Source organism: Bordetella flabilis, assembly GCF_001676725.1.
GTDB classification, from domain to species: domain Bacteria; phylum Pseudomonadota; class Gammaproteobacteria; order Burkholderiales; family Burkholderiaceae_B; genus Bordetella_C; species Bordetella_C flabilis.
Genome location: NZ_CP016172.1, coordinates 1,933,832 through 1,958,735, shown reverse-complemented (window position 1 = coordinate 1,958,735; position 24,904 = coordinate 1,933,832). Strand labels below are relative to the sequence as shown.

The following is a 24,904-nucleotide window of genomic DNA, read 5'->3' as shown; positions in this document are numbered from 1 at the left end:
AGGTCAGGCCAGTTCGGCTTCGATCGCCCCGGAGACCTGCAGGACGCGGGCATCGGCGTTGTGCAGCCCGCACACCGCCAGCCCTATGCCGGCTCGACCGGTCGGCAGCGATACGGCGCAGCCATCCAGGAAATTGAGGACGCTGGTATTGCGCAGGACCATGGCATTGGTCGCGAAGAAGGCGTCGTCCTGCTGCAGCTCGCTGACGCGCGGCGGTACCACCGCCACGGTGGGCATCAGCCAGGCATCGGCCTCGCGCAGACGAGTGGCCGCGATGGCCATCATGCGCGCACGCGCGTCGATCAGCTCGATATAGTCGCCCGCGGACTGCTTTTCACCACGGCGTATGCGCATGGCCACGCGCGGGTCATAGGCATCGCCGCGCTCGGACAGCAGCTTGCGATGCCATTGCCATGCCTCGGCAGCCGTGAAACCGCCACCGGCATTGATGGTCGGCAAGTCGCGCAGCTCAGGAAAATCGAAGGGCACGATGGTGGCGCCCCTGGCGGACAGCCGGGCCAAGGCCGCTTCGAAGGCCTGCTCCACCGCCGCGTCGGCGCCGTCCATCACGAAGTCACGCGTGACGTACAGGCGCAAGCCTGCCAGTGGCGCGGGGCGCGCATCCAACGATTGGCCGCTGAGGATGCGGTCCAGCGTGGCGCAGCAGGCGACCGACCGCGCCAGGGGGCCAGCCGAATCCAGCGTGCGCGACAGCGGCACGCCGCCCCGCAGCGAAACCCGATGCGCGGTCGGCTTGAAACCGACCAGGTCGCAAAAGGCCGCCGGAATGCGTATCGACCCGCCCGTATCGGTACCCAAGGTGGCGACGGCCATGCCCTTGGCGACGCTTACCGCGCCGCCCGAGGTCGATCCGCCGGCCACGCGCGTGTCGTCGTGCGGTGCGCGCGGCGTGCCGTAATGCGGATTCACCCCCAGGCCGGAGAACGCGAACTCGCTCATATTGGTGCGTCCCACCAGGATCGCACCCGCGGCCCGCAGGCGCGCGACCGCTTCCGCGTCTTCGGTGGCTGCCGGGGCCGATGCCAGCACGCGCGAACCTGCGGCAGTGACCTGTCCGCGCACGTCGAACAAATCCTTGACCGAGATAGGCAGGCCGGCGATCACCGACGGCACATAGCCCACGCGACGCGCCGCGTCGCTGGCGCGCGCGGCATCCAGCGCGGCCGCCGCGTCGACATGCACGAAGGCCGCGCCACCGCTCTTGCGATAGTCTTCGATGGCTTCGAGCGACTGTTCGACCAGACGTTCACTCGTGACGCGGCCGGCCTGCAAGTCGGTCTGCAACTGCTGTATGGTCTGCATGGATGAAGTCCCTTTCCGGCGTAGCCGGCTCAATCATCGACAGGAAGCACACGCACCTGGTAGGCGTGGCGCAAAGTACGGTTCAACACGGGGTCGTGCAGCTCGACTTCGAAGGCGTCGCCATAGCCGAGTTCGCCCAGTACCGTCTGCGTGCCGCAGAACATGACGGTCCCGGCCGGCAAACCGCTGGCGCCGGCATACTTGTCAGCCAGTTCGCGTGGATCACGCAAGGTCGTCATGGGGCCTTCCTGGTACAGCTCGCGGACACCGCCGCGCACGCGCCAGGCACGTGCCACCAGTTGGTCCCAGTGGTCCACGACCTCGTCGAAACGCCACAGGGTGCGGCTCACCGGCTTGGCGCACATCTGCTTGGAAACCGTCACGTCATACGCTTCCACCTTGCGATCGGTGTGATCCGACCCGATCCCGACCAGCAGGCCATCGGTAGTGGACAGCAGAACCGCTTCGACCTCGCCGGACGAATCCGCACGCGGCACTTCGATTTCCGCATCGGTCGTCAACAATGCGGCGGCCAAGGGGTAATAGCATGGCACGGTGGACGGCGGCTTCACGCCTATGGCCTGAAGCTCACGAATATGATGCTGCACGGCCTCGGCATTGCGGCCGGCCCAGCCGGCGATGACCAGGCGGTCTATCAGAATGGTGCGTTCGCCCTGTCCGGCGATATCGAATTGCAATTGCGGCATAGTAAATAGGCACAAGGTTGATGCGACCCGCAGGCCGCGACGTCAGGACCGCGCCACCCAGGTTCAGATGGTGCGGATGATGTTCTTGCGGAATTCGTCGATATGGGCGCGTATCGCTTCACGCGCACCCGGGATGTCGCGGCGCTCCAGCGCGTCCAGCACCGCCATGTGCTCGTGGTAGACATTGGCGAGATGGACAGGGTCCTGCAGCGAAAGAAACCAGAAGCGCGCCTGCTTCTCGTGAAGCCCACGCAGCAACTCGGCCAACACGCGATTGCGGGACGCGGCCGAGATGGCGGTATGGAACTTCAAGTCCAGGGCCATGAGGCCGTTGATGTCGCGATGTTCCAGCAAGGCCGCCGAACGCTGCACGACCTCTCGCATGGCCTGGATGTCGCTGGCGTGCGCACGCTCCACCGCGAGCGTCACGCACAGCAGCTCATTGGTCAGCCGCACTTCGATCATGTCGAGCACGTCATTCAGCGACAGCGGGGCGACCAGCACCCCCTTGCGCGGCAATATGGAAACCAGCCCGTCGCTTTCCAGACGATGCAGGGCCTGGTGCACCGGCGTCCGGCCCAGGCCGAGCAAGGCGCCTACCTGGGATTCGTTGATCGCCTCACCCGGCCGGAACTCGCAGGAAATGATGCGCCGCTTGATCTCCGCATACGCCAGCTCCCGCAACGCGGCGCCGGACGAAGCTTTTCCTGCCGGGACGGCCAGGGCGGTGCTCGCGGATATGGCGGAGGTTGCAGGGCTGCGGGACATAGGTGCGCGGACCAGTAAAAACCAGGTGATAATACTCTGATATATCACTGGGACTACATCAGGGCAAACCCCAACCCGGCGGGGCGATCGTCCCGGCGGCCTTGATGGGATCTACGGTGCCGCCTATGGAACGGCGGCGTTGCTGTTGCCAGCCTCGGGCGTTTCGCGAGCGCCAAAAACTCTGATATCATCTCGGTCTTTTCCGGGACAGGCCCCGGGGAAAGCAGTGTCCCAAGCGGTCTGCTCAAGGCAAGGCGCTTGGTGGCTTGGTACTGCGGGTACCCTGTGGCGGTACCTCTTCAGCCGGCATAGCTCAGTTGGTAGAGCAGCGCATTCGTAATGCGAAGGTCGTAGGTTCGACTCCTATTGCCGGCACCAGCTTCAGCGAATAAAGGGCGACCCTGCGGGTCGCCCTTTTTCATTCCGCGTGCTGGAAACGCCTTTTCGGCGGGCGCATGCGCAGGAGTTCGTCCACCGGGCGTCCAAACCCGCGTACCAGGCGTCCAGGATCATGCATATCTAGGCGTGTTGATGCCGATACTCCTGGGTGCGCCCACCGTATCCGTATGCGGCGGCGCGCGCGTCGATCAGATGCACATACGAAACCTCGTGCAGGTCCGGGCGCAATGCGGCGAATGCTTCATACACCTGCCGCAGGTACTGTGCTTTTTCGCCCTTGGTATTGGTCTCGTCCGTGATGCTGATGTCCAGGTGAAAGGCGCTACGCCCCTGTTCCGCCAACGACCGGCCGCCGATGAACCACTGGTCCGCCGGAATGAATTGCACCGTGGTGGCGATGACCTCGCGCTTCTTGCCGAGGACATTGGACGTCAGGTCCGCGACCACCTGGCTTGCCCGGCGGGCCAGCGCAAGATCGTTGTTGCCGGATAGATGAATGACGATGTGAGGCATGGAGATGGCTCCTGTAGAAACGCCGCCGGTTTATCCCGGGCTGGACGCGGTTGCCAGTTCCGCTGGGGTCAAGGGCTAAGGGCATTGTCGGCTATCGCTCCATGCCGGAAAAGCCGGAAGTTATAATCATATCCAACGGAAAAACCGATGAATGGCATGGGCCGGCGCAATGCGCGGGAGGACGGACATGAAGGGATTCGACTTGCACCAACTCCGCATCTTCGTCACCGTGATGGATGCGGGGTCGTTGACCGCGGGCGCGCCGCGCGCCTTCCTGTCTCAATCGGCGGCCAGCGAACAATTGCGCAAGCTGGAAGAGCGCTGCGGCCAGGCCCTGTTGCACCGGAGCAAGGCAGGCGTGCGCGCCACGCCGGCCGGTGAACGCCTGCTGGCGCATGCCCGCCGCCTGCTGGCGATGAGCGAGGAAGCCTGGCGCGATGTGCAGGGACAGCCACTGGCCGGGGAGCTGCGTATCGATGTCACGGACTACTTTCGCCCGGCTGACCTGGCCGTGTTGCTGGCACGCCTGGGCGAACACTACCCACGCCTGCGCCTGCGCGTTCGCATCCGCAAGAGCGACGAAGTGGAGCAAGCCTTTGCAAGCGGCGAGATCGATATCGGCCTCAGCATGCGCATAAGCGGGCCGAAGCCGGCAACGAAGAAAGCGGTCCCCGGCAGCGCCCGGCCGCTGCGCCGGGAGCGCCTGCATTGGGTGGGCGCGCCTGGCATGCGCCGGCCACGATCCACGCCCCTGCGGCTGCTGGCGCTGCCCGACAGCTGTTCGGTTCACCGCTTCGTCGTGGGGTTGCTGAAGCGGCGGTCTATTCCTTATTCCGTGGTGCATGAGGCGTCCGGCGTCGCCGGCTTGCAGGCGGCGCTTTCCGCGGGTTTGGGCATCGCGTGCCTCAACGAGTCCGCCATGGGAACCGGGCTTGCCGCGCTCGCGTCCCCGCACGGCCTCCCCAAGCTGCCGGATGCGCAATTCCATTTGCTGTCGGGGAACGGACAAGGCCAGGATGACGCATTGGCCAGCCGGGTCGCGCAACTGCTCATCGAACACCTAGCTACGTAAGCCCGATATCAGGCACGGCGGGATCGCCTCGGACGCGCCGCCCATGGACGTCCCGGCCCGAAGCGACGTGCCGGCCGGGCCGGGCCGGAAACTTGCTTAGGCTGTCCGTGCAGCGCCGCACCCTGCCTTTTCCCCAGGATGCAGGTGCCGGGACCCTGTCGCCGCAGCGCGTCCCGGCCGGCTGCCAATCCGCTCATCGACGCGACAGGAGCCTGGAATGAATGAGCTAGCAAAGCACGAGACCGGCAACGCAGCCTTGGCCGAGCGCGGACCGCGCACGGCGCGCGAAGCAACGCCCAAGCGTGAGAGGAACAGCACTTTGGTGGCCACGGCCCCGGGTGTACTGATCCATCGGATTGGCGACGACGATGCGATGCCCGAAGCTGTAGACCGCTTGCCCAAGCGCTCGCGTAGCGCCGCCACAGCCCCGGGCGGAAAGGGAGCGGACAAGGCCGGCACGCCGCAAGGCGCGACGACGGCCGTGCCCGCTGCGACACGGCCCATGAATACCGCAATGCCCAGCACCCGTGTCGCGACCGTCGGCCCGGCCTATTCCCTGCCCCGCACGCTGCGCGCGGCGGTCCAGCGTGCACGCGAGGCGCAACCGCGCTTGATCAATATGGCCGACGCGAGCTATGCCGGTGCAGAAGAGTAAGGCAGCGGCAAGTCGGGACGGCATCCCCGCGCAGGCCCGGCGCATCCTGCGCGAGCAGTTCGGCATCCGTACTTTGCGCCCGGGCCAGGCCGAGGTCATGGCCAGCGTCCTGCGCGGCAACGACACCATCGCCGTCATGCCCACAGCCAGCGGCAAGTCGCTGTGCTATCAGGTTCCGGCACTGTGCCTGCCCGGGCTGACGGTCGTCGTTTCTCCGCTCATCGCGTTGATGAAGGACCAGGACGAGAAGCTGGCCGAACTGGGCGTGGACGCCGCCGTCTTCAACAGCGCGACGCCGGAAGCCGATCAGGCACGCTACCGGCGCGACGCGGCGCGCCACCGCCATCCCATCCTGCTTGCAACGCCGGAGCGGCTGGCGGACCGCGAGTTCATCCACTGGCTGCAACGCCAATCCGTATCGCTGTTCGTGGTGGACGAGGCGCATTGCATTTCGCAATGGGGCCACGATTTCCGGCCGGCGTATCTTGAAATCCCTGGCGTCGTGCGCGCCCTGGGATCTCCGCCGGTGCTGGCGATGACAGCCACCGCGACGGACGAGGTCATCCAGGATATCGCCGCGTCGCTGGACCTGCGCGCCGCCTGCGTAGTAAAGGTGGGCGTGTATCGCGACAACCTGCATTACGAGGTACGGCAGGTCGCCGGCGAGGAAAGCAAGCAGGCCGCCGTGCTGGAGCTCGTGGCCGGGACGCCCGGATCGGCGATCGTCTACACCGCCACGGTCAAAGAAGCGGAAGCCCTGTACGAAATGCTCAAGGAGGCTGGCGAGAACGTCGAGCTTTACCATGGCCGCCTGCCCTCGCGACGCCGCACGCAGGCGCAGGATGGCTTCATGGAAGGCAGCGTCCGCGTTATGGTGGCTACCGATGCCTTCGGCATGGGCATCGACAAGCCCGACGTGCGGCTGGTCGTGCATGCGCAGCTGCCCGGCAGCCTGGACGCCTACTACCAGGAATCCGGCCGGGCGGGACGCGACGGCAAGGCGGCGCGTTGCGTCCTGGTCCATGAAGAAAAGGACAAGCGCGTGCAGCAGTTCTTTCTGGCAAACCGCTATCCCAGCGAAGAAATGCTGCAGCGGCTGGTCCGCACCCTCGCGGCGGCTCCCGCCCCGCTATCGTTCGCGGCGCTGCGCGAGGCAATGGCCGACACCGGCCTGCGCAAACTCCAGGTCGGCCTGAAGCTGCTCCAGGATGGCGGCATCGTTGCCCGACATGCCGAGGGCGCGGCCAGCCCGGCGCACGGCGACACCATAAGTCTGTTGGAGCCCAGCGACGCGACCAAGGACCAGGCACGGCGGGTCGCGGCGGCTGCCCGCGCCTATCGGGAACGCGCCGAAGGCGACCGGCAAACCCTGGAGGCCATGGTCGCCTACGCACGCAGCGGCCGCTGCCGCTGGCGCATGCTGCTGGACCATTTCGGCGAGGCCCCGCCCTGGGAACGATGCGATACCTGCGATAGTTGCAAACTGGTCTTGGCCGCTGAGTCGGCCGCACAAGCGGGCGACTTGCCGGAAAACGAGCAACCCCAGCGCAGCGTAGCCGTACTCCATGTCGGCGACGGGGTCCGCGTGCGCCGCTACGGCGCGGGAGTGGTCGAGGCCGTCACGCGCGAACGCGTCGACATCCGCTTTCCGAATGGCGACCTGCGCCGCTTCCTGCCGGGTTATGTGCGCCGCCTGAAGCGGAAGCCGCCCTTGCCGGCTGCGCCCGAAGCGCAGCCGCTGCAAACGGAGACACGCCTCAGGACGCCTCTCGCTGGATCACGCTGATGGAGCCGTCAGGCTCAATGTACGCGCGCCGGACCGCGGAGATTTCAGAGACGCCTTTCTGGCGCAGTTCGCTTTCGAGCTCGTCCACTGTGAGGCTCTCGCGCCGCATGGCGCGGCGCTGCAGTCGCCCGTCCTTGATGACGCAGAGCTTTGGCGGCTGCAGCAAAGGGCGTACGGACGGACAGTAGTATGCCAGGCGGTCGATGAAGACTGTCCAGAAGATGATGGTCGAGATCAGTACCATGCCGTCCGGCACCGACTTGTACTCGCCGGCCATGGCGTTCTGCGCGGCGTCGGAGATGAGCACGACGACCAGCAGATCGGCGATGCCGAGAGAACCGATGTCGCGCCTGCCCGCGATGCGCAGAAGGATGAAGATGAACCAATAGGTCAGGCTGCCCCGGATGATCATCTCCACGGGTGACATGCTGAACCTGAATATCTCGTCCCATTGAATGTCCATTTCCGTCCTCCTCGGCCCGGGCAGCTGCTGAAACGCGCGCCGTGGGACCATCGGTGGTCCGGTGCGCCCCGGCGGTGCCGTCCTGCCCTTCCATAGCAAGCCATGCTCCCGGGACCAGGGATTGCTATTCGGCTCCCGGAGGGAAGACCATGAACAGCATCGAACGCGTGGCCATCTTCATGCGCGACAAGGGCCTGAAGCTAGTGACGGCGGAATCGTGCACCGCGGGCCTGATCGCCAGTACGCTGGCCGACATACCCGGCGCCGGGGCGCTGCTGGACTGCGCCTTCGTGGTGTATTCGCCTGAAGCCAAACGACGCTGCGTGGGGGTATCGCAGCGCACGCTGGATACACACAACCTGACCAGCGAGGCGGTCGCACGGGAAATGGCGTTGGGTGCGGCGCATCGCAGCCCCGCCAATGTCGCCATCGCCAATACAGGACTGGCCGACGACAGCGACGACGAATTGCCGGCCGGAACGCAATGCTTTGCCTGGGCCTTCAAGGCGGGCGACGCGGACGCGGCGCCAACCCTTTACACGGAAACGCGCCGGTTCGACGGAGGACGCCACGGAATACGCAAGGCGGCCGCCGTGTATGCCTTGGAGAGAATGGCAACCCTGTACCAGGAATGGCGCGGCGGCGGTCACGCCTGAACGGCGATATCCGCGCCCCCATCTCCCGGCGACACCAGACCGACACGGCCATCGGCATGGGATGTGCTGTGCGCAACCGCGAGCCGGTTCGCGAAACCGTGCGCCCCTGCGTATTCGCGACACGGCAACGTACCCAGCCCAATACGGAGCCCTCATGGACAGCGACACCCTGGCCGCCAGCGAGGCTGCGCTACGAATCCTGATGTACTTCGTCATGCCGGTCTGGATCCTCGCCGGCACGGCGGATTACGTCTGCCATCGGCGCAACGATATTTCGCATACGGCCGGCCCGAAGGAATCCTTGCTGCACCTGCTGATGTTCGGCGAAATCGGCATTCCGCTGCTGGCCTGCCTCTTCCTGGAAATCAACGCGCTGATCTTTCTTGTCATGATCGTCGCCTTCGTGATGCACGAGGCCACGGCGCTTTGGGATGTCAGCTATGCGACCCGGCACCGCCGCGTGCCGCCGATCGAGCAGCATGTACACAGCTTCCTGGAATTGATGCCGCTGGTGGCCGGGATACTGGTGACCGTCCTGCATTGGCCGCAGTTCCTGGCGCTGTTCGGCCTGGGCAATGAGCCGGCGCGCTGGTCCCTGAGCTTGAAATCCGAGCCGCTGCCGTCCGCCTACGTCGCCGTCGTCCTTGCGGCCGCGCTGCTGCTGGCGGCGCTGCCGTACCTGGAGGAATTGGTACGCGGATTGAAAGCGCAACGCGCGCAAGCTGCGGCGCCCGCCGGCGAGCGAACCGCCATGCCCCACTCGCGCTGGCCGCGCGCCTGACGCGCAGCAGGAAGCGTCCCGCATGCCGGGCCTCAGGCATCTGGCGCCAGGATCGGTCGCGGCAGATGCGTGAGCGCACGATCGAGTGCGAACCACTACACGAACAGGCCCGGCGTATCCGCCTGCGGCGTCGACCCGCCCTATTCATATAAATGATATATATAATATAACGGCAGGTGGCGCACCGGGCCACGCCTTACAATCCGCCCCGTTATCCTGGAAGCGATATGAATTTCCCCTCGTCCTCGGCCGTGCCCTTGGGTAGCCCCCTTTACGAACAGATCAAGCAGGCGATGCTCAGCGCGCTCGCCCATGGCGAGTGGAAACAGGGCGAAGCCATTCCGCCGGAAAAGGTGCTGGCCGAACGCTTCGGCGTATCGATCGGCACATTGCGCAAGGCCATCGACGAGCTGGCGGCGGAGAACATCCTGGTACGGCACCAGGGGCGCGGCACCTACGTGGCGGTGCATACGCGCAATTCGCACTTCTTCAAGTTCTTCCGCATCGTGCGGCAGGATGGAAAGAAGTCCTATCCGACCACCGAGCTGCTGCGCTTTCGCCGCGTGCGCGCGGCAGGCCTGGCCCGCGAAAAGCTGGCGTTGGACGCCGGCAGCTACGTCTTCGAATTCAGCAATGTGCTGTCGCTGAATGGCGATGTGGTCATGGTCGACGAAGTCAGCCTGCCGGAGCGGCTTTTCCCCGGCATGACGGAACGCCATCTGCGCGAGCGTCCCAGCACCCTGTATAGTCTTTACCAGGACATGTTCGGCGTGAATGTCATCGCCACCGATGAACGCTTGCGCACCTGCCTGGCCAGCGAGACCCATGCCCCCTGGCTGGGCGTGCAGGAAGGCCAGGCATTGCTGCAGATCCGCCGCGTGGCCTATTCCTATCACCGCCTGCCGGTGGAATGGCGCGTTTCCCACGTGAACACCGAAGCCTACGAATACCTGGGCCAGGAATACACGGGCGGCACCTGATCATCGGCAAGGCCCTCTCTGAGGCATTGCCATGCACATCGGATTCATCGGTTTGGGAAACATGGGCCGCGCCATCGCGGCCAATCTTTTGAAGGGCGGCCATACCGTCACGGTCTGGAACCGTTCGGCGCAGGCCGCTGCGCCCTTGCAGGACCTTGGCGCCCGGCTCGCGGCGGAGCCGGCCGACGCGTGCAGCGGCGACGTCGTGTTCAGCATGCTGGCCGACGACCAGGCCGTAGCGCAGGTCTTCCTGGAAGGCGGCGCCTTGGCCCGCATGGAGCCGCGCACCGTCCACGTGAACATGGCGACGATATCGATTCCCGCGGCCCAGCGGCTGGCCGACGCCCACGCCGCACAAGGGGTCGGCTATATCGCGGCTCCGGTCATGGGACGTCCCGACTCGGCGGCCGCGGCCAGGCTCACCCTGCTGGTGGCGGGGCCGGCAGACCGCATCGGGACGGTCGCGCCTTTATTCGAACTGATCTCGCACAAGACGGTGATGCTGGGCGAAGCGCCTTATCGCGCCAACGCGCTGAAGCTCACGGTGAACTTCATCCTGGCAAGCGCGGTGGAGGCCCTGGCCGAAGGCGCCGCCCTGGCCCACGCCTACGAGATCGGCACCGACACGCTGGTGGACCTGATTACCAGCACCATCCTGCCCGGTCCAATCTATGCCGGCTACGGCGGCCTCATGGCCAAGGGGCGCTACGAGCCGGCGGGTTTCCGGGCCCGATTGGCGCTCAAGGACGTTCAACTGGCGCAGGACGCGGCGCGCGATGCCGGGGCCATCTTGCCCCTGTCGGACATCGTCGCGGCGAGCCTGCGCAGCGCCATCGAACAAGGCGTGGGCGATCACGACCTGGCCGTGCTGGGCCAGGTGGCGCTGGACCGCAACCGGCACTGACCGCCGTGTTGCGGCGGCGCCCGGGATGGTGCCGGGCGCCGGGGCGAGGCTTACTGGGCGCCCAGCTTGCGGATCAAGGCGTCGAGACGATCCGCCTCTTCCGCCGTCAAGTCGGTCAAAGGTGCGCGCACCGGGCCGGCGTCGCGGCCGACCAGGCGGGCCCCGGCCTTGACGATGCTGACGGCATAGCCGGCGCGACGATTGCGGATTTCCAGATAAGGCAGGAAGAATTCGTCGAGCAGCTTGCCTACGGTCGCGTGGTCATCCGCAGCGACCGCGCGATAGAACTGCATCGCAGTCTTCGGAATGAAATTGAAGACCGCCGATGAATAGACAGGTACGCCCAGCGCCTTGTACGCGGCCGCATAGACTTCCGCGGTCGGCAGACCACCCAGGTACGCAAAGCGGTCGCCCATGGCGCGCCGCACGCGCACCATGTTCTCGATATCGCCCACGCCGTCCTTGAAACCAATCAGGTTGGGGCAGCGTTCCGCGACGCGGCGCAGGTGGTCGGGTCCCAGGCGGGAATTGGCGCGGTTGTAGACGATGACGCCTATCTTCAGGGCCTTGCATACCTGCTCGACATGGTCGGCAATTCCGTCCTGGCTGGCCTCGGTCAGGTAATGGGGCAGCAACAGGATCCCTTTCGCGCCCAGGCGCTCCGCTTCCTGGGCATAGGCGATCGCCGTGCGTGTCGGTCCGCCGGCGCCAGCAAGAATGGGCACCTTGCCCGCGCAGGTCTGCACCGCCGTCTTGATGACTTCCGCATATTCGGCTGGCGCCAGGGAGAAATATTCGCCCGTGCCGCCAGCGGCGAAGAGGGCGCTCGCGCCATACGGCGCCAGCCATTCCAGGCGTTCGATATAGGTCTTGGGGCGGAAATCGCCCTGTTCGTCGAAATCGGTGACGGGGAAGGAAAGCAGGCCTTCGGAAATGATTTGCTTGAGTTCTAGCGGTGTAGTCATGGCGGCGGAGAGTTGGGCGTTGGAAGTTATACGTTATCGTACAACGTATAGAGCCACGTGCCAAAGCTTTTCTTGTAAGGACACTACCCACACACATCAATAACTTGGCTGACAAGTTGCCGCCGCGGGGGTACGATGGCGAACGTTTCAACGTCCATGCCCCTACCATGTCCGAGCCGCAGCCCCCTCTCTATATCCGCATCCATGACGACGACAACGTCGCCATCGTGGTCAACGACGGCGGCCTGCCCGCCGCGGCCGTTTTCCCCGATGGCCTGGTCCTGCGCGAGCATGTCCCGCAAGGACACAAGGTGGCGCTGCGGGATCTGGCGGAAGGCGACGCCATCGTGCGTTATGGCGTGACCATAGGCTATGCGGCCTGTGCCCTGCCCCGCGGCAGCTGGGTGAACGAACGCGTGACCACGCTGCCCGCGCCACCGGCGCTGGACCAACTGCCCATCTCCACGCGCGTGCCGGCCCAGGCCGAACCGCTGGAGGGCTATACCTTCATGGGGTATCGAAATGCCGACGGCTCGGTCGGCACGCGCAACATCCTGGCCATCACGACCACGGTGCAATGCGTGTCCGGCGTGGTCGAACATGCGGTACGGCGGATACGCGCGGAACTGCTGCCCCGCTATCCCAATGTGGACGATGTCGTGGGCCTGGAACACACCTACGGCTGCGGCGTCGCCATCGACGCGCCGGACGCCGTCATCCCTATCCGCACGCTGCGCAATATCGCGCGCAATCCAAACTTCGGCGGCACCGCCATGATGGTCAGCCTGGGCTGTGAAAAGCTGCAGCCCGATCGCCTGATGCCGCCAGGCAGCATTCCTGTCCGGAACGGCACCAACCGCGTCGACCTCGTCACCTTGCAGGACGAGGCGCACGTCGGTTTCGAGTCGATGGTCGACGCCATCATGGCGACGGCGGAGCGCCACCTTGCCGTCCTGGACGCGCGGCGCCGCGTCGAGTGCCCCGTGGCGGACCTGGTGGTCGGTGTGCAGTGCGGCGGCAGCGACGCGTTTTCCGGCATCACCGCCAACCCGGCGGTCGGTTATGCCAGCGACCTGCTTGTGCGCGCAGGAGCCACCGTGATGTTTTCGGAAAACACCGAAGTGCGCGACGGCATTGCGCAACTGACGGCCCGCGCCGCCACGCCTGAAGTGGCGCAGGCCCTGATACGCGAAATGGCGTGGTATGACGCCTATCTGGCACGCGGCAATGCGGACCGCAGCGCCAACACCTCGCCCGGCAACAAGAAAGGCGGCCTGTCGAACATTGTCGAAAAGGCCATGGGCTCCATCGCGAAATCCGGCCGCTCGGCCATCTCCGGCGTCGTGGCGCCGGGCGAAAAGCTCGCCACCAAGGGCCTGGTCTATACCGCCACGCCCGCGAGCGATTTCATTTGCGGAACCTTGCAGCTGGCCGCCGGAATGAACCTGCACGTCTTCACGACGGGACGCGGCACGCCGTATGGCTTGGCCGAAGTCCCGGTCATCAAGGTCGCCACACGCAACGACCTGGCACGGCGCTGGCATGACCTGATGGACGTGAACGCCGGCCGCATCGCCACCGGCGAGGCCAGCATTGCCGATGTCGGTTGGGAACTGTTCCACATGATGTTGGACATCGCCAGCGGTCGCCGCAAAAGTCGCGCCGAAGCGTTGCGCCTGCATAACGCACTGGCGCTGTTCAACCCCGCGCCGGTGACCTGAAGCGGGGCGGCCCGCCCGCGGCGCCGCCTCGGCGTTATTCGGCGTCGGGCTGGTTCTCCGGCGCGGCGTGCTCGAAGGCCGGCAAAGCGCGGCAGGCGGCATCGATGCGGACAAGGGTCGGCATGGCGTCCAGGTCGCACTTCAATCGTCGCGCGTTGAACAGTTGTGGCACTAGGCAGATATCGGCCAGCGACGGCGTTCCGCCATGGCAATACGTGCCGGTTTCCGGGGAAGCGGCCAGCATCTTTTCCAGCGCCAGCAGGCCGGTCTGTATCCAATGCCGGTACCAGGTATCGCGAGCCTCGTCCGGTATGTCGAGCTCTCGCTTCAGGTAGCGCAGCACTCGCAGGTTGTTCAAGGGATGGATGTCGCAGGCGATGCTCAATGCGAGCGCGCGGACCCGGGCTCGTGCAATGGGCGTGGCCGGGAGCAGCGGCGGTATCGGATGCGTTTCTTCCAGGTACTCGATGATGGCGAGGGATTGCGTGAGCACGGCGGGCCCGTCCACCAGCGTCGGGATGAGCGCCAGGGGATTCAGCCGCGTGTAGTCGGGCAGGAAGTGCTGCCCGCCGTCCTTCAACAGATGCACGGGCCTGGTGTCATACGGCAGACCTTTCAGGTTCAGCGCGATCCGCACGCGGTAGGCGGCGGAACTGCGGAAGTAGCTGTACAGCTGCATGCGGCCTCCTGGGCTGGTGCGCCCTGGGCTGGTCCTAGGGCGCCGGCGCTTGCGTGGTATCGGCAGTCTTGCGGGACAAGCCTTTGGGCAGGGGAAAAGCGACGTTTTCTTCCAGGCCCGGCATGGTGCGCACGGACACCGCGCCCAGCGCCTTGACGCGGTCGATCACCCGCTGCACCAGGATTTCCGGCGCCGACGCGCCGGCGCTGATGCCGATCCGGGCCCGGCCTTCCAGCCACGCCGGTTCGATGGCCTCGGCGCTGTCGATCAGATAGGCAGTCACGCCTTTGCGCTCGGCGACCTCACGCAGCCGGTTCGAATTGGAGCTGTTGGGACTGCCCACCACCAGGACCAGGTCGCACTGGGGCGCCAATATCTTGACGGCATCCTGGCGGTTCTGCGTCGCGTAGCAGATATCGCTTTTGCGTGGTTCCACGATGGTGGGGAACCGCTCCTTCAACGCCGCCGCCACCGCCGCCGCGTCGTCCACCGACAGCGTGGTCTGCGTCACGAAGGCCAACTGCTCCGGATCGCGCACGCGCAGGGCCTGGACGTCTTCGACGGTCTCCACCAGGTACATGCCTTCCTTCGCCTGGCCCAGCGTGCCTTCGACTTCCGGATGGCCCTTGTGGCCGATCATTACGATCTCGCGTCCGGCAGCGCGCATGCGAGCGACTTCGACATGGACCTTGGTCACCAGCGGGCAGGTCGCGTCGAAGACCTGCAGGCCGCGGGACTCGGCTTCCGCGCGCACGGCCTTGGAGACGCCATGCGCGGAAAACACCACGATGGCGCCCTTGGGCGCGTCATCCAGCTCGTCGATGAAGACCGCTCCCTTGGCGCGCAGGTCTTCGACCACATAGCGGTTATGCACGATCTCGTGGCGCACGTAGATCGGCGCGCCGTGCAATTCCAGCGCGCGTTCGACGATGTCGATGGCGCGGTCGACCCCGGCACAGAAGCCGCGTGGCTGCGCCAGCAGCACCTCGGCATTCGGCTTGGTGACGGCATGGCTCATTACAGTACCCCCAGGATCTGGACGTCCAGCTGCAAAGCCGTGCCGGCCAGGGGATGATTGAAGTCGAACAGCGCGCCGTCATCGTCCAGGGATTTCAGGACACCCGAGTAGCGACCGCCGTTGGGCGCCTGGAATTCGACCAGGTCGCCCGGATCGAAACTGGCGTCCGCGCCGGCGTGCTGCGCCAGCATGGCGCGGCTCACGCGCTGGATCAGGTCGGGATTGCGGTCCCCGTAGGCTTGTGCCGGCGGCAGCGTGACGCTGAAGGCACTGCCTTCGGCCTGCCCCAGCAGGGCCGCTTCCATGCCAGGCGCCCATTGCCCGGACCCCAGTTGCAGGGTGGCGGGACGGCCCGTGAAGGTATCCGCGAAGACCGACCCGGCCCCGGGACCCGAGGCCAGGAGGATGCGGTAGTGCAACGTCAGGTAGGAATCCGGACGGACAAAAGCGTGCGTGCTAGACGTAGCGGTGCTCAAGTTATGCCACCGTAAGAGGCCGCCTGGAATGGCGGCGATTAAGCGAGGGGTTCGGATCGTCGGGTACCGGCGGCCGCATTGCCCTGATGCGAATCCCCCATTTTAGTCCCATGCGTACCCCGCGTTTTTCGCGCGGCAGGAGCCCATATGTTCCCACCCTTATCCCCTCTTGCGGCCGATGAACGGCCGCGCGAGCGCCTGTTGCGCCATGGCCCGGCGGTGCTGACCGATGCCGAGTTGCTGGCGATCGTGCTGCGTACCGGTACGCCAGGACGGCCGGTTGTCGCGCTGGCCGGCGAGGTCCTGTCCCGCTTCGGCGGCTTGCGGGGCCTCCTGTCGGCCGAGCCTCCTGCCCTGTCGAGCGTCCCCGGCCTGGGCATGGCCAAGGTTTGCCAGCTGCTCAGCGTCCTGGAACTGGCGCGGCGCGCCATGCGGGAGGAACTGGCGCGGGAATGCGCACTGGACCACCCCGCTAGCGTCAAGCAGTATTGCCTGGCGCTGCTCGGCCACCGCGAGATCGAGCACTGCGTCGCCTTGTTCCTGGACAGCCGCCTGCGCCTGATCGCCACCGGGGAGGTCGCGCGCGGCACCTTGTCGCAAGCCTCGGTCTATCCGCGCGAGGTCGTGCGTGACGCGCTGCGCCACCATGCGGCGGCGCTCATCCTGGCGCACAACCATCCTTCGGGCCAGGCGCAGCCCAGCGAAGCCGACCAGCGGCTCACCCGGCACCTGCGGCAGGCCCTGGCCCTCGTCGATGTCAGGCTGCTGGACCACCTGATCGTAGCCGGGGGCGAGGCGATTTCCATGTCGGAACGCGGGCAACTGTAAGGGGAGGCGGCCCTTGCCAACCGCGCATCGGCTGCGCTAGAATGCCGAGTTACTTTTTGGATACGTGGCGCGATCGAGCACTGATGATCGGCTGGCGACCCGCATTTCTAGGAAAAGCCATGAAGCAGAATACCCACCCCGAATACCGCGAAGTGGTATTCATGGACGTCCAGACGGGCGACAAATTCCTGATCGGTTCCACCGTCAACACGCGTGAAACCATCGACCTGGACGGCAAGACCTACCCGCTGTTCAAGTGCGACGTGACGTCCCAGTCGCACCCCTTCTACACCGGCGCGCAAACCCGCATCGTCGAAACCGGCCGCGTGGAAAAATTCCGCGCCCGCTTCGCGCGCACCACCGGCGCGGCCAAGTCGGCTTGATCTACGACCGTACGCAAGCGTAGAAAAAAGCAGCCTACGGGCTGCTTTTTTCGTTCAGCGCCGCCCGCCCGCCAATCCGGTACAGTACGTCTCGTGTCCCCTATATCCCGCACCACTCCCGCGCGGCTGACTGCTCCAGCCACCGTCAAGCTGCCCCGTCTCGCGTTGCTGGGGCTTGCCCTTGCGTACATCGTATTCGGGCTGTTCATGCGCGATCCGTGGAAAACGGACGACGTGGTCGGGCTGGCCACCATGTTTACCGCGTTGCGCGACGGCGGCCACACATGGCTGCTACCCCAGGTCGGACACCTGGCGCATGCCGAGGAAGGTCCGCTGATCACCTGGGTGGGCGCGGCGTCGATATGGCTGTTCGGGCCTCTCATCGGAGAAATCTCCGCGGGCCGCTTGCCGAACCTGCTCTGGTTCGCCGCGACCACTTCCTGCCTGTGGTATGGCACCTACCTGCTGGGCAGGCGCCCGGAAGCCCAGCCGCTGGCCCTGCCCTTCGGCGGCGAACCTACCGTGCGGGACTACGGCCGCATGCTGGCGGACGCCGCGCTGCTGCTGCTGTTGGCCACCGTCGGCATCCTGCAGCGCGTGCATGAGACTTCGGAGATCCCGGCCATCATGGCCGCGCAGTCCTTCGCCTTCTATTCGCTGGCGCGCATGCTGGACCGCCCGCGCGTGGGCGCCATCTGCCTGGGCCTGGCCCTGGCGGCGGCATTCCTGACGCGCGGCTGGGTGGGCGCCTTGCCCATCATGCTCGGCAGCGTGCTGGCCTTCCATCCCAGGAGCGGCCTGTGGGTGCAGCGGCGCTGGCTGGCGCTGTCTGCCGTGCTGTGCGCGGCCATCATGCTGGCGTGGTGGATACCGGCGACGTACACCAGCGAATACTGGGTACGCAACTGGAAGCTATGGAACCTGGACAACTATGCCTGGCCGGAGCTGGGAGACCTGCTGCGTACCTTGCGCGACCTGCCCTGGTATCTGTGGCCGACCTGGCCGCTGGCGCTGGTGGCGCTGTGGCGCTGGCGCGCATGGCGCTATGCGCCGCACGTCTGGTTGCCGCTGGCCATCCTGGCCTGCCCTCTCCTGCTGCTCGTCTTCACCGACGAACCTTCGGAAGCGGAATTCATCCTGCTGGCGCTGCCCTGCGCCTGCCTGGCGGCCTTTTCGCTGCCCACGCTGCGCCGTGCCGTGGTCAATACGCTGGACTGGTTCGCGGTGATGTGCTTTTCGTTGACGGCCGCTACCGTGTGGCTGGGCTGGGTCGCGCTGAATTTCGGATTCCCCGCGAAGATCGCGCACAACATCCAGCGCCAGACCACGGGCTATGTCCCGGAGATCGGGTGGATCGCGGTGATCCTGGCCCTGCTGGTCAGCGCGGGATGGGTCGTGCTGGTGGTCTGGCGCCTGCGCGTGCGTCCCACCGCGCTGTGGCGCGGTACGGTCATGTCGGCAGCGGGCCTGGCCGCCACGTGGATACTGCTGGTACTGCTGTGGCAGCCGCCGGTCGACTATGCCCGCAGCTATCGCCAGGTATCGGGCGAACTGGCCGCCGCGCTGGCGCGCAATGTGCGCCCGGGTGAATGCGTACGCGGCCTGGGGCTGGGTAACGGGCAGCGCGCCTCTTTCCTGGTCTTCGACAACCTGAGCTTCCCCTACGACAACCGTTGCACGCTGATCCTGCAGCAGACCACGCGCAGCAGTCTGCGCGACGGCACGGCGGCGTATAGCGATGGCGCGGACGTCCTGTGGCAGGGCGGACGCCTTTCCGACCGCACCGAGGTATTCCGCCTGCTGCGAGTGCCCGCGGGGCCACGATGACAATCGCACTATCGACGGCGGCGCCTTTCCGCGCCGCCCTGCGTGCCATTGTCCGCCAGGCCTGGCCGGTGCTCATCAGCCAATGGGCCGGCATCGCCTTCGGCGTGCTGGACACCGCCATGACCGGCCACGCCAGTCCGGACGACCTGGCGGCCATGGCGCTGTCCGCGTCCGTGTACATCACCGTGTTCGTCGGGCTGATGGGGGTCATACACGCGTTGATTCCCATCCTGGCGCAGCATTACGGCGCTGGCCGCCACTCTGCGGTGGGATCAATGTGGGGCCAGGGCGTGTGGCTGGCCATCGCGCTGTCCGTTGTAGGCGGCGCGCTCATGCTGTTTCCCGACCTGTGGTTATCCATGTCGGGCAATGTGGCGCCGGATGTGCGCGCCCGGGTCGCCAGCTATCTGCAGGCCTTGACCATCGCCCTGCCCGCTTCGCTGGTGTTCCGCACCATCTACTCGCTCGGCACGGCAGTATCGCGGCCCAAGCTGGTCATGGGAATCAACCTGGCGGCGGTGCTGTTCAAGGCCTTGTTCAACTGGGTGCTGATCTACGGCAAGTTCGGGCTGCCGGCGCTGGGAGCGACGGGGGCGGGTCTCTCGTCCGCGCTGGTATCCTGGATGAGCCTGGGGGCCGGCCTTTGGATCATCACGCGCGACCGCTTCTACAGGCGGTTCAACCTGCGCATCGGCCGCCCGGACTGGACCGCCCAGAAGGAACTGCTGCGGCTGGGACTGCCCATGGGCGGCTCTTACCTGGTGGAAGTCTGCGCCTTCACGTTCATGGCGCTGCTGGTGGCGCGCGAGGGCACGTATGTGACGGGCGGCCATCAGATCATGTCGAACCTGGCGGCGCTGTGCTACATGATGCCGATGGCGATCGGCGTGGCCAGCGCCGCGCTGGCGGCGCAGGCGATCGGCGCGGGACAGATGACGTTGGCCTACCGTACCGGCCTGGCGGGCCTGACCGTCGGACTGGGCGGCGCGGTGTTGACGGCGCTGGTACTGTGGACCGGCCGGCCGCTTATCCTGGAAGCCTATACCGACAATGCCGAGGTCGCCGCCGTCGCGGCCACGCTGCTGCAGATCATCCCGCTGTTCCACCTGTGCGACGCGATGCAGTGCATCAACTCCTACCTGCTGCGCGCCTACAAAGTCGCCGTCGTGCCGCTGCTCATGCAGGTGCTCGCCCTGGGCGTCATCGGCCTGGGCGGCGGCTGGTGGCTTGGATTCGGCCCGCAGGCCGGGCGGTTGGACGGGCTGCGCGAATGGCTGCTGCCTGGGTCGCCAGTGGGGGCGGGCACCATGTGGCTCATGGCCGTCGTCGGCCTGAGCATTTCCGCACTATTGCTGCACGCCTGGTATCAGCGCATCGCGCGGCGCGGGCGGATCGCCGGCTCACCCGTGCCCCGCTAAAGCCGCCATCCTGGAACCGCGACCAACCATGCCGCACCGGCCGGCCGGTGCCTCGGGGGTCTCGCGCAGATCCGTAGCGTGGGCTTGCGGGGCGCCCCGGCGGTGTCCCTGCAACGGACATGCGCCCTACTTCGGCCGCCTGTCGACGACACGGCGGGCCTTCCCCGTCAAGGTACGTTCCACTGCCCCGCATTCCAGCACGCGGACCGACGCATTCACGCCGATGTGCGCCTTGATGGCATGGGCCAGTTGCGCGCCCAGCGCCGCACGTTCGCCCTCCGGCATCCCGTCGAGCTCCGGTCGCGGTTCGGCCAGTATTTCCAGCTCGTCCAGCGCGCCGCTGCGGGTCAAGACAAGCTGATAGTGCGGCGCCAGCCGGCCTGTCTTGAGGACAAGTTCCTCCACCTGGGTCGGAAACAGGTTGACCCCGCGCACGATCAGCATATCGTCACTGCGGCCGGTGATCTTGCCCATGCGGCGCATGCTGCGCGCGGTCGGGGGAAGCAGGCAGGTCAGGTCGCGCGTGCGATAGCGGATGACCGGCATGGCCTGCTTGGTCAGGGAAGTGAACACAAGCTCGCCCGCCTGCCCCTCGGGCACCGGCTGCCCGGTGTCGGGGTCGATGATCTCGGGATAGAAATGGTCTTCCCAGATCACCGGCCCATCCTTGGTTTCGACGCATTCGTTGGCCACGCCCGGGCCCATCACTTCGGATAGCCCATAGATGTCCACCGCGTCGATGCCGCCCCGTGCCTCCAGTTCTTCGCGCAGGCGTCCGGTCCAGGGTTCGGCGCCGAAGATGCCGACACGCAGGGAGGACGCGCGCGGGTCCAGGCCCTGGCGTTCCATCTCCTCAAGGATGTTGCAGAAGTAGGACGGCGTGACCATGATGATGTCCGGCTGGAAGTCCTGGATAAGCTGCACCTGCTTTTCGGTCTGCCCGCCGGACATGGGAATGACGGTGCACCCCAGGCGCTCGGCGCCGTAGTGCGCCCCCAGCCCGCCGGTGAACAGGCCATAACCATACGCAATGTGCACGATGTCGCCCGGCTTGCCACCCGAGGCGCGGATCGAGCGCGCCACCAGGCCGGCCCAGTTGCCCAGGTCCTCGCGGGTATAGCCCACCACGGTCGGCTTGCCCGTCGTTCCGCTGGAGGCATGCACGCGCGCCACCTGATCGCGTGGCACGGCGAACATGCCGAAAGGATAGTTGTCGCGCAGGTCCTGCTTGACCGTGAAGGGAAAACGCGCCAGGTCGGACAACTGTTTGAGGTCGTCCGGATGCACGCCGGCCGCGTCGAAGGCTCGACGGTAATGCGGCACGTTGCCGTAGGCGTGCGCGAGCGTCCACTTCAAGCGTTGCAACTGCAGCGCCTCGATCTCGTCCCGACTGGCATGTTCGATGGGATCCAGTCCCGGTTTGCTGAGCGTGGCCATGATGCTGTCTCCGTGATCCTTTTATCGAGGCAGCCGGCCGGTCGCCTCGCGGATTTTCATACCCCTTGCTGTCCTGTCCCTTGCCCGCGGCCAGCCAATTGCCTGCGTGCCGCTTTGGCACGCTAGGCCTCCACGATCTGCCCCTTGATGCGATACGAACGTCCGCGAAACAGCGCGACCGCACGCCCGTCCTGGTTAAACACCGTCACGTCATAAACACCGGTGCGGCCGGCCAGGGAGCGCTCCTGCGCCTCGGCCGTCAGCACATCGCCTTCCAGCGCGGGGGCCAGAAAATCGATGGTGCAGCCCGACGCCACCGTGCTGACATTGCGCGAATTGCATGCGAAAGCGAACGCGCTGTCCGCCAGCGAAAAGATCAGGCCGCCATGACAGGTCCTGTGGCCGTTCAACATATCGGCCCGCACCTGCATGGTCAACGTGGCGCGCCCCGGGCCGACCGCCAGCACGCGCATGCCCAGCGCCTGGCTGGCGGCGTCCGCCGCGTACATGGCCTGCCCCACGGACCACGCCAGGGCATCCGCATCCGTGTCGTTCATCAGCGTCCCTTGAAACGCGGTTCACGTTTATCCAGGAAGGCGGCGACACCTTCGGCATAGTCTTCGCTGCGTCCCAGTTCGCGCATCATCTCGCCTTCCATGGCCAGCTGTTCGTCCAGGCTGTTGCCCAGGCTGGCCTGCATGGCGCGCTTGGTGTAGGCCAGGCCCTTGGTCGGCGCCGCGGCGAAATGCCGGCACAGGCGGTCCAGCGTGGCATCGAAGGCGTCGTCCGCCACGCATTGCCAGATCAGTCCCCACTGCTCGGCCTGGCGGGCGCTGAGCTTGTCGCCCAGCAGCGCGAGCCCCATGGCGCGCGCGTGGCCGACCAGGCGTGGCAGGGCGTATGTCCCGCCGGTGTCCGGAATCAAGCCCAGGCGGCAGAACGCCTCGATGAAACTGGCCGACTCCTTGGCGATGACAATGTCACCGGCGAGCGCCAGATTGGCGCCCGCCCCGGCCGCCACGCCGTTGACCCCCACCAGCACGGGCAGCGGCAAGGCGTGCAGGCGCCGCACCAGCGGGGCGTAGTACTTCTCCACTGTCTCGCCCAGGTCGACCGGCGGCGCGCCGGCCGTGGGGCGCCGCTCGCTCAGGTCCTGTCCCGCGCAGAAGCCGCGTCCGGCGCCGGTAATCAGCAGCACCCGGGCTTGGCCGCTCTCCACCTCGTCCAGGGCCTGGGCAACCTCGGCATGCATGCGCGCGGTGAAGCTGTTCAGCTTGTCCGGACGGTTCAACGTCAAGCGGGCGATGCCATCGTCGAGGGTGAAGCGGATGTCCTGATATGAAGGGATCATGATGCGGGCGTTCCGGGTTCGGTGGAAAGGATCATGCCTGTCGCGGCAAGCGGGGACGCGCGGCCGGCACGACCGCGCAACGCAGGCGTGACGTTACACGTGCCAGCGCGTCTGCACGACGCGAAAACGGCTCGCCACGAAGGCCGTATCGCACAATGCCGCGTTGGCCGCGGGGTTCGCGCCGGTACCGTGGAAGTCGCTGAAGGCCGCCGACTGGTTGACGAAAATGCCGCCGGTCAGGTTCAGCGACAGCGACACGCCCGCTTGCTCCGCGGTCTCGCGCACTGCCTGCGCGACGGCCTGGTCGGTGGTATAGGCCGACAGCGTCAAGGCGCCGTGGGTGCGCGCGCCGGCGCCAGCCAGCGCGATGCTGTGCGCGGTGGAATCGGTAGCCACGACGAAAGCCACCGGGCCGAACCATTCGCGCTGGATGGCCGGATGCCCGGCTTCCGCGCGCAGCAGCAAGGGCGTACGGATGCGGGCTTTCGGGAATTGCGAATGCACCAGCGGGCGGCTCTGCGCCAGCACCGGCAAGCCTAGTTCCTCAGCGGCCTCGATGCGCGCTTCGGTGGCCGGGCTTTGGATGGCACCCAGCAGTTCCGGTGCCTTGGCCGCATCCGCCGTCAGGTTCTCGAGCGCCGCGGCGATTTCTCCTGCCACCTCGTCGAAGCCGACGTGCCCTCGAGCCGTGCGGATGCCGTCCCTGGGAACGTAGATGTTCTGCGGCGCGGTACACATCTGGCCGCTGTACAGGGTGAGCGAGAACGCCAGGTTGCGCGCCACTGCCTTGACATCGTCGGCCGAGTCCACGATGACCGCGTTCACGCCGGACTTCTCGGTATAGACCTGCGCCTGCCGTGCGTGCTGCTCCACCCACTCGCCGTTCGCCTTGCCGCCGGTGAAGTCGACGATCCGTACCTCCGGATGCGTGGCCAGTACCTGGGCGGTGTCGTCCCCGACGGCGTGCACCGCCAGTTGCACGACATCCGGATCGACGCCCGCCTCGGCCAGCACCTCACGGGCGATGCGCACCGTAATTGCCAAAGGCAGAATGGCCGTCGGATGCGGCTTGACAATGACCGTATTGCCGGTGGCCAGGCTGGCGAAAAGGCCGGGATAGCTGTTCCAGGTAGGAAAAGTGGAGCATCCGATAACCAGCGCCACCCCGCGCGGGACGATGGTGTACTGCTTCTCCATGCGCAGTGGTTCCTGCTTGCCCTGCGGCTTCTCCCAGCGCGCCTGCTGCGGTATGCCGGCCATCTCTTTCCAGGCATACGCGACGGCCTCCAGGCCGCGGTCCTGGGCGTGCGGCCCGCCCGCCTGGAACGCCATCATGAAGCCCTGTCCGCTCGTGTGCTGCACGGCGTACGCAAGCTCGAAGCTGGCGCGATTGAGACGATGCAGGATTTCCAGCGATACACCGACCCAGGTTTGCGGGCCGGCGCGGCGCCATTCGGCCAGCGCGCGCGCGGCCGCACCCACGGCCTGTTCTGGAGACAGGCGCGGATACGCGACGTTCAGGTCGAGGCCGAAGGGCGACGCCTCGTCGCCCGGCATGCGAGTCGCGCCGGGCAGGTCCAGTGGAAAGTCCGTGCCCAGCACGGCTTCGAACGCCCGGCGCCCCTCCTCGTTCGCCGTTTCGCCATAGTTGCGTGGGCTGGGCGACTCGGGAAAAGGCGTCCAATATGCGCGGCTGGCCGCCGCGCGCACGGCTTCTTCCAGGACAGCCTGGTGGCGCGCGAAAAAATCTACGGTCACGATAGTCTCCTTGTGTTCTGTTGGGGGGCGTGCCTG

General features: G+C 66.4%; 25 protein-coding genes and 1 tRNA gene. 13 read left to right on the top strand and 13 right to left on the bottom strand.

Going from position 1 to position 24,904, the window contains the following annotated elements; all coding sequences use genetic code 11:
• Positions 1-3: 3 nt before the first annotated feature.
• From BAU07_RS08600 to BAU07_RS08590, 3 genes are all read right to left on the bottom strand, one after another.
• Positions 4-1,323 carry an amidase gene (locus BAU07_RS08600; RefSeq protein WP_066656093.1) on the bottom strand — a complete coding sequence of 440 codons (1,320 nt, stop codon included), beginning with the start codon at positions 1,321-1,323 and terminating at the stop codon, positions 4-6.
• A gap of 29 nt (positions 1,324-1,352) precedes the next feature.
• Positions 1,353-2,030, bottom strand: a complete 678-nt coding sequence (locus BAU07_RS08595) for a DUF2848 domain-containing protein (RefSeq protein ID WP_066656090.1) — start codon at positions 2,028-2,030, stop codon at positions 1,353-1,355.
• Positions 2,031-2,093: 63 nt separating this feature from the next.
• Positions 2,094-2,798, bottom strand: coding sequence for a GntR family transcriptional regulator (locus BAU07_RS08590; RefSeq protein WP_066656087.1), 705 nt, complete (start codon positions 2,796-2,798; stop codon positions 2,094-2,096).
• A 302-nt stretch (positions 2,799-3,100) separates the two neighbouring features.
• On the opposite strand from BAU07_RS08590, the gene BAU07_RS08585 reads away from it, so the two are divergent.
• Positions 3,101-3,176: transfer RNA gene (locus tag BAU07_RS08585), tRNA-Thr, on the top strand.
• Between the two features lie 141 nt (positions 3,177-3,317).
• Here the strand turns inward: BAU07_RS08585 and BAU07_RS08580 are convergent.
• Positions 3,318-3,710 (bottom strand): tautomerase family protein, encoded by a 393-nt coding sequence (locus BAU07_RS08580; protein ID WP_066656084.1) that lies wholly within the window; start codon positions 3,708-3,710, stop codon positions 3,318-3,320.
• Positions 3,711-3,897: 187 nt separating this feature from the next.
• On the opposite strand from BAU07_RS08580, the gene BAU07_RS08575 reads away from it, so the two are divergent.
• The 3 genes from BAU07_RS08575 (at position 3,898) to BAU07_RS08565 (ending at position 7,223) form a co-directional block, all read left to right on the top strand.
• Complete coding sequence (locus tag BAU07_RS08575) at positions 3,898-4,782, top strand: LysR family transcriptional regulator (RefSeq protein ID WP_066665086.1); 885 nt, start codon at positions 3,898-3,900, stop codon at positions 4,780-4,782.
• A 217-nt stretch (positions 4,783-4,999) separates the two neighbouring features.
• The gene (locus tag BAU07_RS08570) at positions 5,000-5,437 is read left to right on the top strand and encodes a hypothetical protein (protein ID WP_066656079.1); all 438 of its coding nucleotides are present in this window, start codon (positions 5,000-5,002) and stop codon (positions 5,435-5,437) included.
• Positions 5,424-7,223, top strand: coding sequence for a RecQ family ATP-dependent DNA helicase (locus BAU07_RS08565; RefSeq protein WP_415830349.1), 1,800 nt, complete (start codon positions 5,424-5,426; stop codon positions 7,221-7,223). Before BAU07_RS08570 ends, BAU07_RS08565 begins: the two co-directional genes overlap by 14 nt.
• On the opposite strand, the gene BAU07_RS08560 is transcribed toward BAU07_RS08565, so the two are convergent.
• A complete protein-coding gene (locus BAU07_RS08560; protein ID WP_066656073.1) occupies positions 7,195-7,686 on the bottom strand; it encodes a DUF421 domain-containing protein in 492 nt (163 codons plus the stop codon). The two genes, BAU07_RS08565 and BAU07_RS08560, sit on opposite strands and share 29 nt — an antisense overlap.
• A gap of 149 nt (positions 7,687-7,835) precedes the next feature.
• On the opposite strand from BAU07_RS08560, the gene BAU07_RS08555 reads away from it, so the two are divergent.
• From BAU07_RS08555 to BAU07_RS08540, 4 genes are all read left to right on the top strand, one after another.
• Positions 7,836-8,342 (top strand): CinA family protein, encoded by a 507-nt coding sequence (locus BAU07_RS08555; protein ID WP_066656071.1) that lies wholly within the window; start codon positions 7,836-7,838, stop codon positions 8,340-8,342.
• Between the two features lie 154 nt (positions 8,343-8,496).
• Positions 8,497-9,123 carry a diguanylate cyclase gene (locus BAU07_RS08550; protein WP_066656070.1) on the top strand — a complete coding sequence of 209 codons (627 nt, stop codon included), beginning with the start codon at positions 8,497-8,499 and terminating at the stop codon, positions 9,121-9,123.
• A 227-nt stretch (positions 9,124-9,350) separates the two neighbouring features.
• Positions 9,351-10,103: a GntR family transcriptional regulator gene (locus BAU07_RS08545; protein WP_066656069.1), complete on the top strand. Its 753-nt coding sequence runs from the start codon at positions 9,351-9,353 to the stop codon at positions 10,101-10,103.
• A 31-nt stretch (positions 10,104-10,134) separates the two neighbouring features.
• Positions 10,135-11,007 (top strand): NAD(P)-dependent oxidoreductase, encoded by an 873-nt coding sequence (locus BAU07_RS08540; RefSeq protein WP_066656067.1) that lies wholly within the window; start codon positions 10,135-10,137, stop codon positions 11,005-11,007.
• 50 nt (positions 11,008-11,057) lie between these two features.
• Here BAU07_RS08540 and kdgD read toward each other — a convergent pair whose 3' ends face one another.
• Positions 11,058-11,972 carry a 5-dehydro-4-deoxyglucarate dehydratase gene (gene kdgD / locus BAU07_RS08535; protein WP_066656065.1) on the bottom strand — a complete coding sequence of 305 codons (915 nt, stop codon included), beginning with the start codon at positions 11,970-11,972 and terminating at the stop codon, positions 11,058-11,060.
• A gap of 167 nt (positions 11,973-12,139) precedes the next feature.
• On the opposite strand from kdgD, the gene garD reads away from it, so the two are divergent.
• Complete coding sequence (garD, locus tag BAU07_RS08530; RefSeq protein ID WP_066656063.1) at positions 12,140-13,693, top strand: galactarate dehydratase; 1,554 nt, start codon at positions 12,140-12,142, stop codon at positions 13,691-13,693.
• Between the two features lie 34 nt (positions 13,694-13,727).
• Here garD and maiA read toward each other — a convergent pair whose 3' ends face one another.
• Genes maiA through BAU07_RS08515 form a run of 3 tightly spaced genes read right to left on the bottom strand, consistent with a single transcriptional unit; the run spans position 13,728 to position 15,866 of the window.
• On the bottom strand, positions 13,728-14,372 hold the full coding sequence (gene maiA, locus BAU07_RS08525) for a maleylacetoacetate isomerase (protein ID WP_066656060.1): 645 nt from the start codon (positions 14,370-14,372) through the stop codon (positions 13,728-13,730).
• 34 nt (positions 14,373-14,406) lie between these two features.
• Positions 14,407-15,390, bottom strand: coding sequence for a 4-hydroxy-3-methylbut-2-enyl diphosphate reductase (gene ispH, locus BAU07_RS08520; protein WP_066656054.1), 984 nt, complete (start codon positions 15,388-15,390; stop codon positions 14,407-14,409).
• Positions 15,390-15,866 (bottom strand): FKBP-type peptidyl-prolyl cis-trans isomerase, encoded by a 477-nt coding sequence (locus tag BAU07_RS08515; protein WP_066656052.1) that lies wholly within the window; start codon positions 15,864-15,866, stop codon positions 15,390-15,392. The genes ispH and BAU07_RS08515 overlap by 1 nt, the downstream gene beginning before the upstream one ends.
• A 147-nt stretch (positions 15,867-16,013) precedes the next feature.
• Here BAU07_RS08515 and radC point away from each other — a divergent pair, with 147 nt between their 5' ends.
• From radC to BAU07_RS08495, 4 genes are all read left to right on the top strand, one after another.
• Entirely contained in the window at positions 16,014-16,694 is a 681-nt protein-coding gene (gene radC / locus BAU07_RS08510) for a RadC family protein (protein ID WP_066656050.1), read from the top strand.
• A 119-nt stretch (positions 16,695-16,813) separates the two neighbouring features.
• Positions 16,814-17,077: a type B 50S ribosomal protein L31 gene (locus tag BAU07_RS08505; RefSeq protein ID WP_066656049.1), complete on the top strand. Its 264-nt coding sequence runs from the start codon at positions 16,814-16,816 to the stop codon at positions 17,075-17,077.
• A gap of 93 nt (positions 17,078-17,170) precedes the next feature.
• Positions 17,171-18,904, top strand: coding sequence for an ArnT family glycosyltransferase (locus BAU07_RS08500; protein ID WP_066656048.1), 1,734 nt, complete (start codon positions 17,171-17,173; stop codon positions 18,902-18,904).
• Positions 18,901-20,322 (top strand): MATE family efflux transporter, encoded by a 1,422-nt coding sequence (locus BAU07_RS08495; protein ID WP_066656046.1) that lies wholly within the window; start codon positions 18,901-18,903, stop codon positions 20,320-20,322. Before BAU07_RS08500 ends, BAU07_RS08495 begins: the two co-directional genes overlap by 4 nt.
• 126 nt (positions 20,323-20,448) lie before the next feature.
• Here the strand turns inward: BAU07_RS08495 and paaK are convergent, their stop codons facing one another.
• From paaK to paaN, 4 genes are all read right to left on the bottom strand, one after another.
• Positions 20,449-21,762 (bottom strand): phenylacetate--CoA ligase PaaK, encoded by a 1,314-nt coding sequence (paaK, locus tag BAU07_RS08490; RefSeq protein ID WP_157122118.1) that lies wholly within the window; start codon positions 21,760-21,762, stop codon positions 20,449-20,451.
• 119 nt (positions 21,763-21,881) lie between these two features.
• The gene (gene paaI / locus BAU07_RS08485; protein ID WP_066656043.1) at positions 21,882-22,316 is read right to left on the bottom strand and encodes a hydroxyphenylacetyl-CoA thioesterase PaaI; all 435 of its coding nucleotides are present in this window, start codon (positions 22,314-22,316) and stop codon (positions 21,882-21,884) included.
• Entirely contained in the window at positions 22,316-23,110 is a 795-nt protein-coding gene (gene paaG, locus BAU07_RS08480) for a 2-(1,2-epoxy-1,2-dihydrophenyl)acetyl-CoA isomerase PaaG (RefSeq protein ID WP_066656041.1), read from the bottom strand. The genes paaI and paaG overlap by 1 nt, the downstream gene beginning before the upstream one ends.
• A 93-nt stretch (positions 23,111-23,203) precedes the next feature.
• Entirely contained in the window at positions 23,204-24,868 is a 1,665-nt protein-coding gene (gene paaN / locus BAU07_RS08475) for a phenylacetic acid degradation protein PaaN (protein ID WP_066656037.1), read from the bottom strand.
• Positions 24,869-24,904 lie beyond the last annotated feature (36 nt).

Bases quoted from the DNA above. Each gene is read 5' to 3' on its own strand.
- BAU07_RS08600 (WP_066656093.1), bottom strand. From the start codon at position 1,323: ATGCAGACCATACAGCAGTTGCAGACCGACTTGCAGGCCGGCCGCGTC.
- BAU07_RS08595 (WP_066656090.1), bottom strand. From the start codon at position 2,030: ATGCCGCAATTGCAATTCGATATCGCCGGACAGGGCGAACGCACCATT.
- BAU07_RS08590 (WP_066656087.1), bottom strand. From the start codon at position 2,798: ATGTCCCGCAGCCCTGCAACCTCCGCCATATCCGCGAGCACCGCCCTG.
- BAU07_RS08580 (WP_066656084.1), bottom strand. From the start codon at position 3,710: ATGCCTCACATCGTCATTCATCTATCCGGCAACAACGATCTTGCGCTG.
- BAU07_RS08575 (WP_066665086.1), top strand. From the start codon at position 3,898: ATGAAGGGATTCGACTTGCACCAACTCCGCATCTTCGTCACCGTGATG.
- BAU07_RS08570 (WP_066656079.1), top strand. From the start codon at position 5,000: ATGAATGAGCTAGCAAAGCACGAGACCGGCAACGCAGCCTTGGCCGAG.
- BAU07_RS08560 (WP_066656073.1), bottom strand. From the start codon at position 7,686: ATGGACATTCAATGGGACGAGATATTCAGGTTCAGCATGTCACCCGTG.
- BAU07_RS08555 (WP_066656071.1), top strand. From the start codon at position 7,836: ATGAACAGCATCGAACGCGTGGCCATCTTCATGCGCGACAAGGGCCTG.
- BAU07_RS08550 (WP_066656070.1), top strand. From the start codon at position 8,497: ATGGACAGCGACACCCTGGCCGCCAGCGAGGCTGCGCTACGAATCCTG.
- BAU07_RS08545 (WP_066656069.1), top strand. From the start codon at position 9,351: ATGAATTTCCCCTCGTCCTCGGCCGTGCCCTTGGGTAGCCCCCTTTAC.
- BAU07_RS08540 (WP_066656067.1), top strand. From the start codon at position 10,135: ATGCACATCGGATTCATCGGTTTGGGAAACATGGGCCGCGCCATCGCG.
- kdgD (WP_066656065.1), bottom strand. From the start codon at position 11,972: ATGACTACACCGCTAGAACTCAAGCAAATCATTTCCGAAGGCCTGCTT.
- garD (WP_066656063.1), top strand. From the start codon at position 12,140: ATGTCCGAGCCGCAGCCCCCTCTCTATATCCGCATCCATGACGACGAC.
- maiA (WP_066656060.1), bottom strand. From the start codon at position 14,372: ATGCAGCTGTACAGCTACTTCCGCAGTTCCGCCGCCTACCGCGTGCGG.
- ispH (WP_066656054.1), bottom strand. From the start codon at position 15,390: ATGAGCCATGCCGTCACCAAGCCGAATGCCGAGGTGCTGCTGGCGCAG.
- radC (WP_066656050.1), top strand. From the start codon at position 16,014: ATGTTCCCACCCTTATCCCCTCTTGCGGCCGATGAACGGCCGCGCGAG.
- BAU07_RS08505 (WP_066656049.1), top strand. From the start codon at position 16,814: ATGAAGCAGAATACCCACCCCGAATACCGCGAAGTGGTATTCATGGAC.
- BAU07_RS08495 (WP_066656046.1), top strand. From the start codon at position 18,901: ATGACAATCGCACTATCGACGGCGGCGCCTTTCCGCGCCGCCCTGCGT.
- paaI (WP_066656043.1), bottom strand. From the start codon at position 22,316: ATGAACGACACGGATGCGGATGCCCTGGCGTGGTCCGTGGGGCAGGCC.
- paaG (WP_066656041.1), bottom strand. From the start codon at position 23,110: ATGATCCCTTCATATCAGGACATCCGCTTCACCCTCGACGATGGCATC.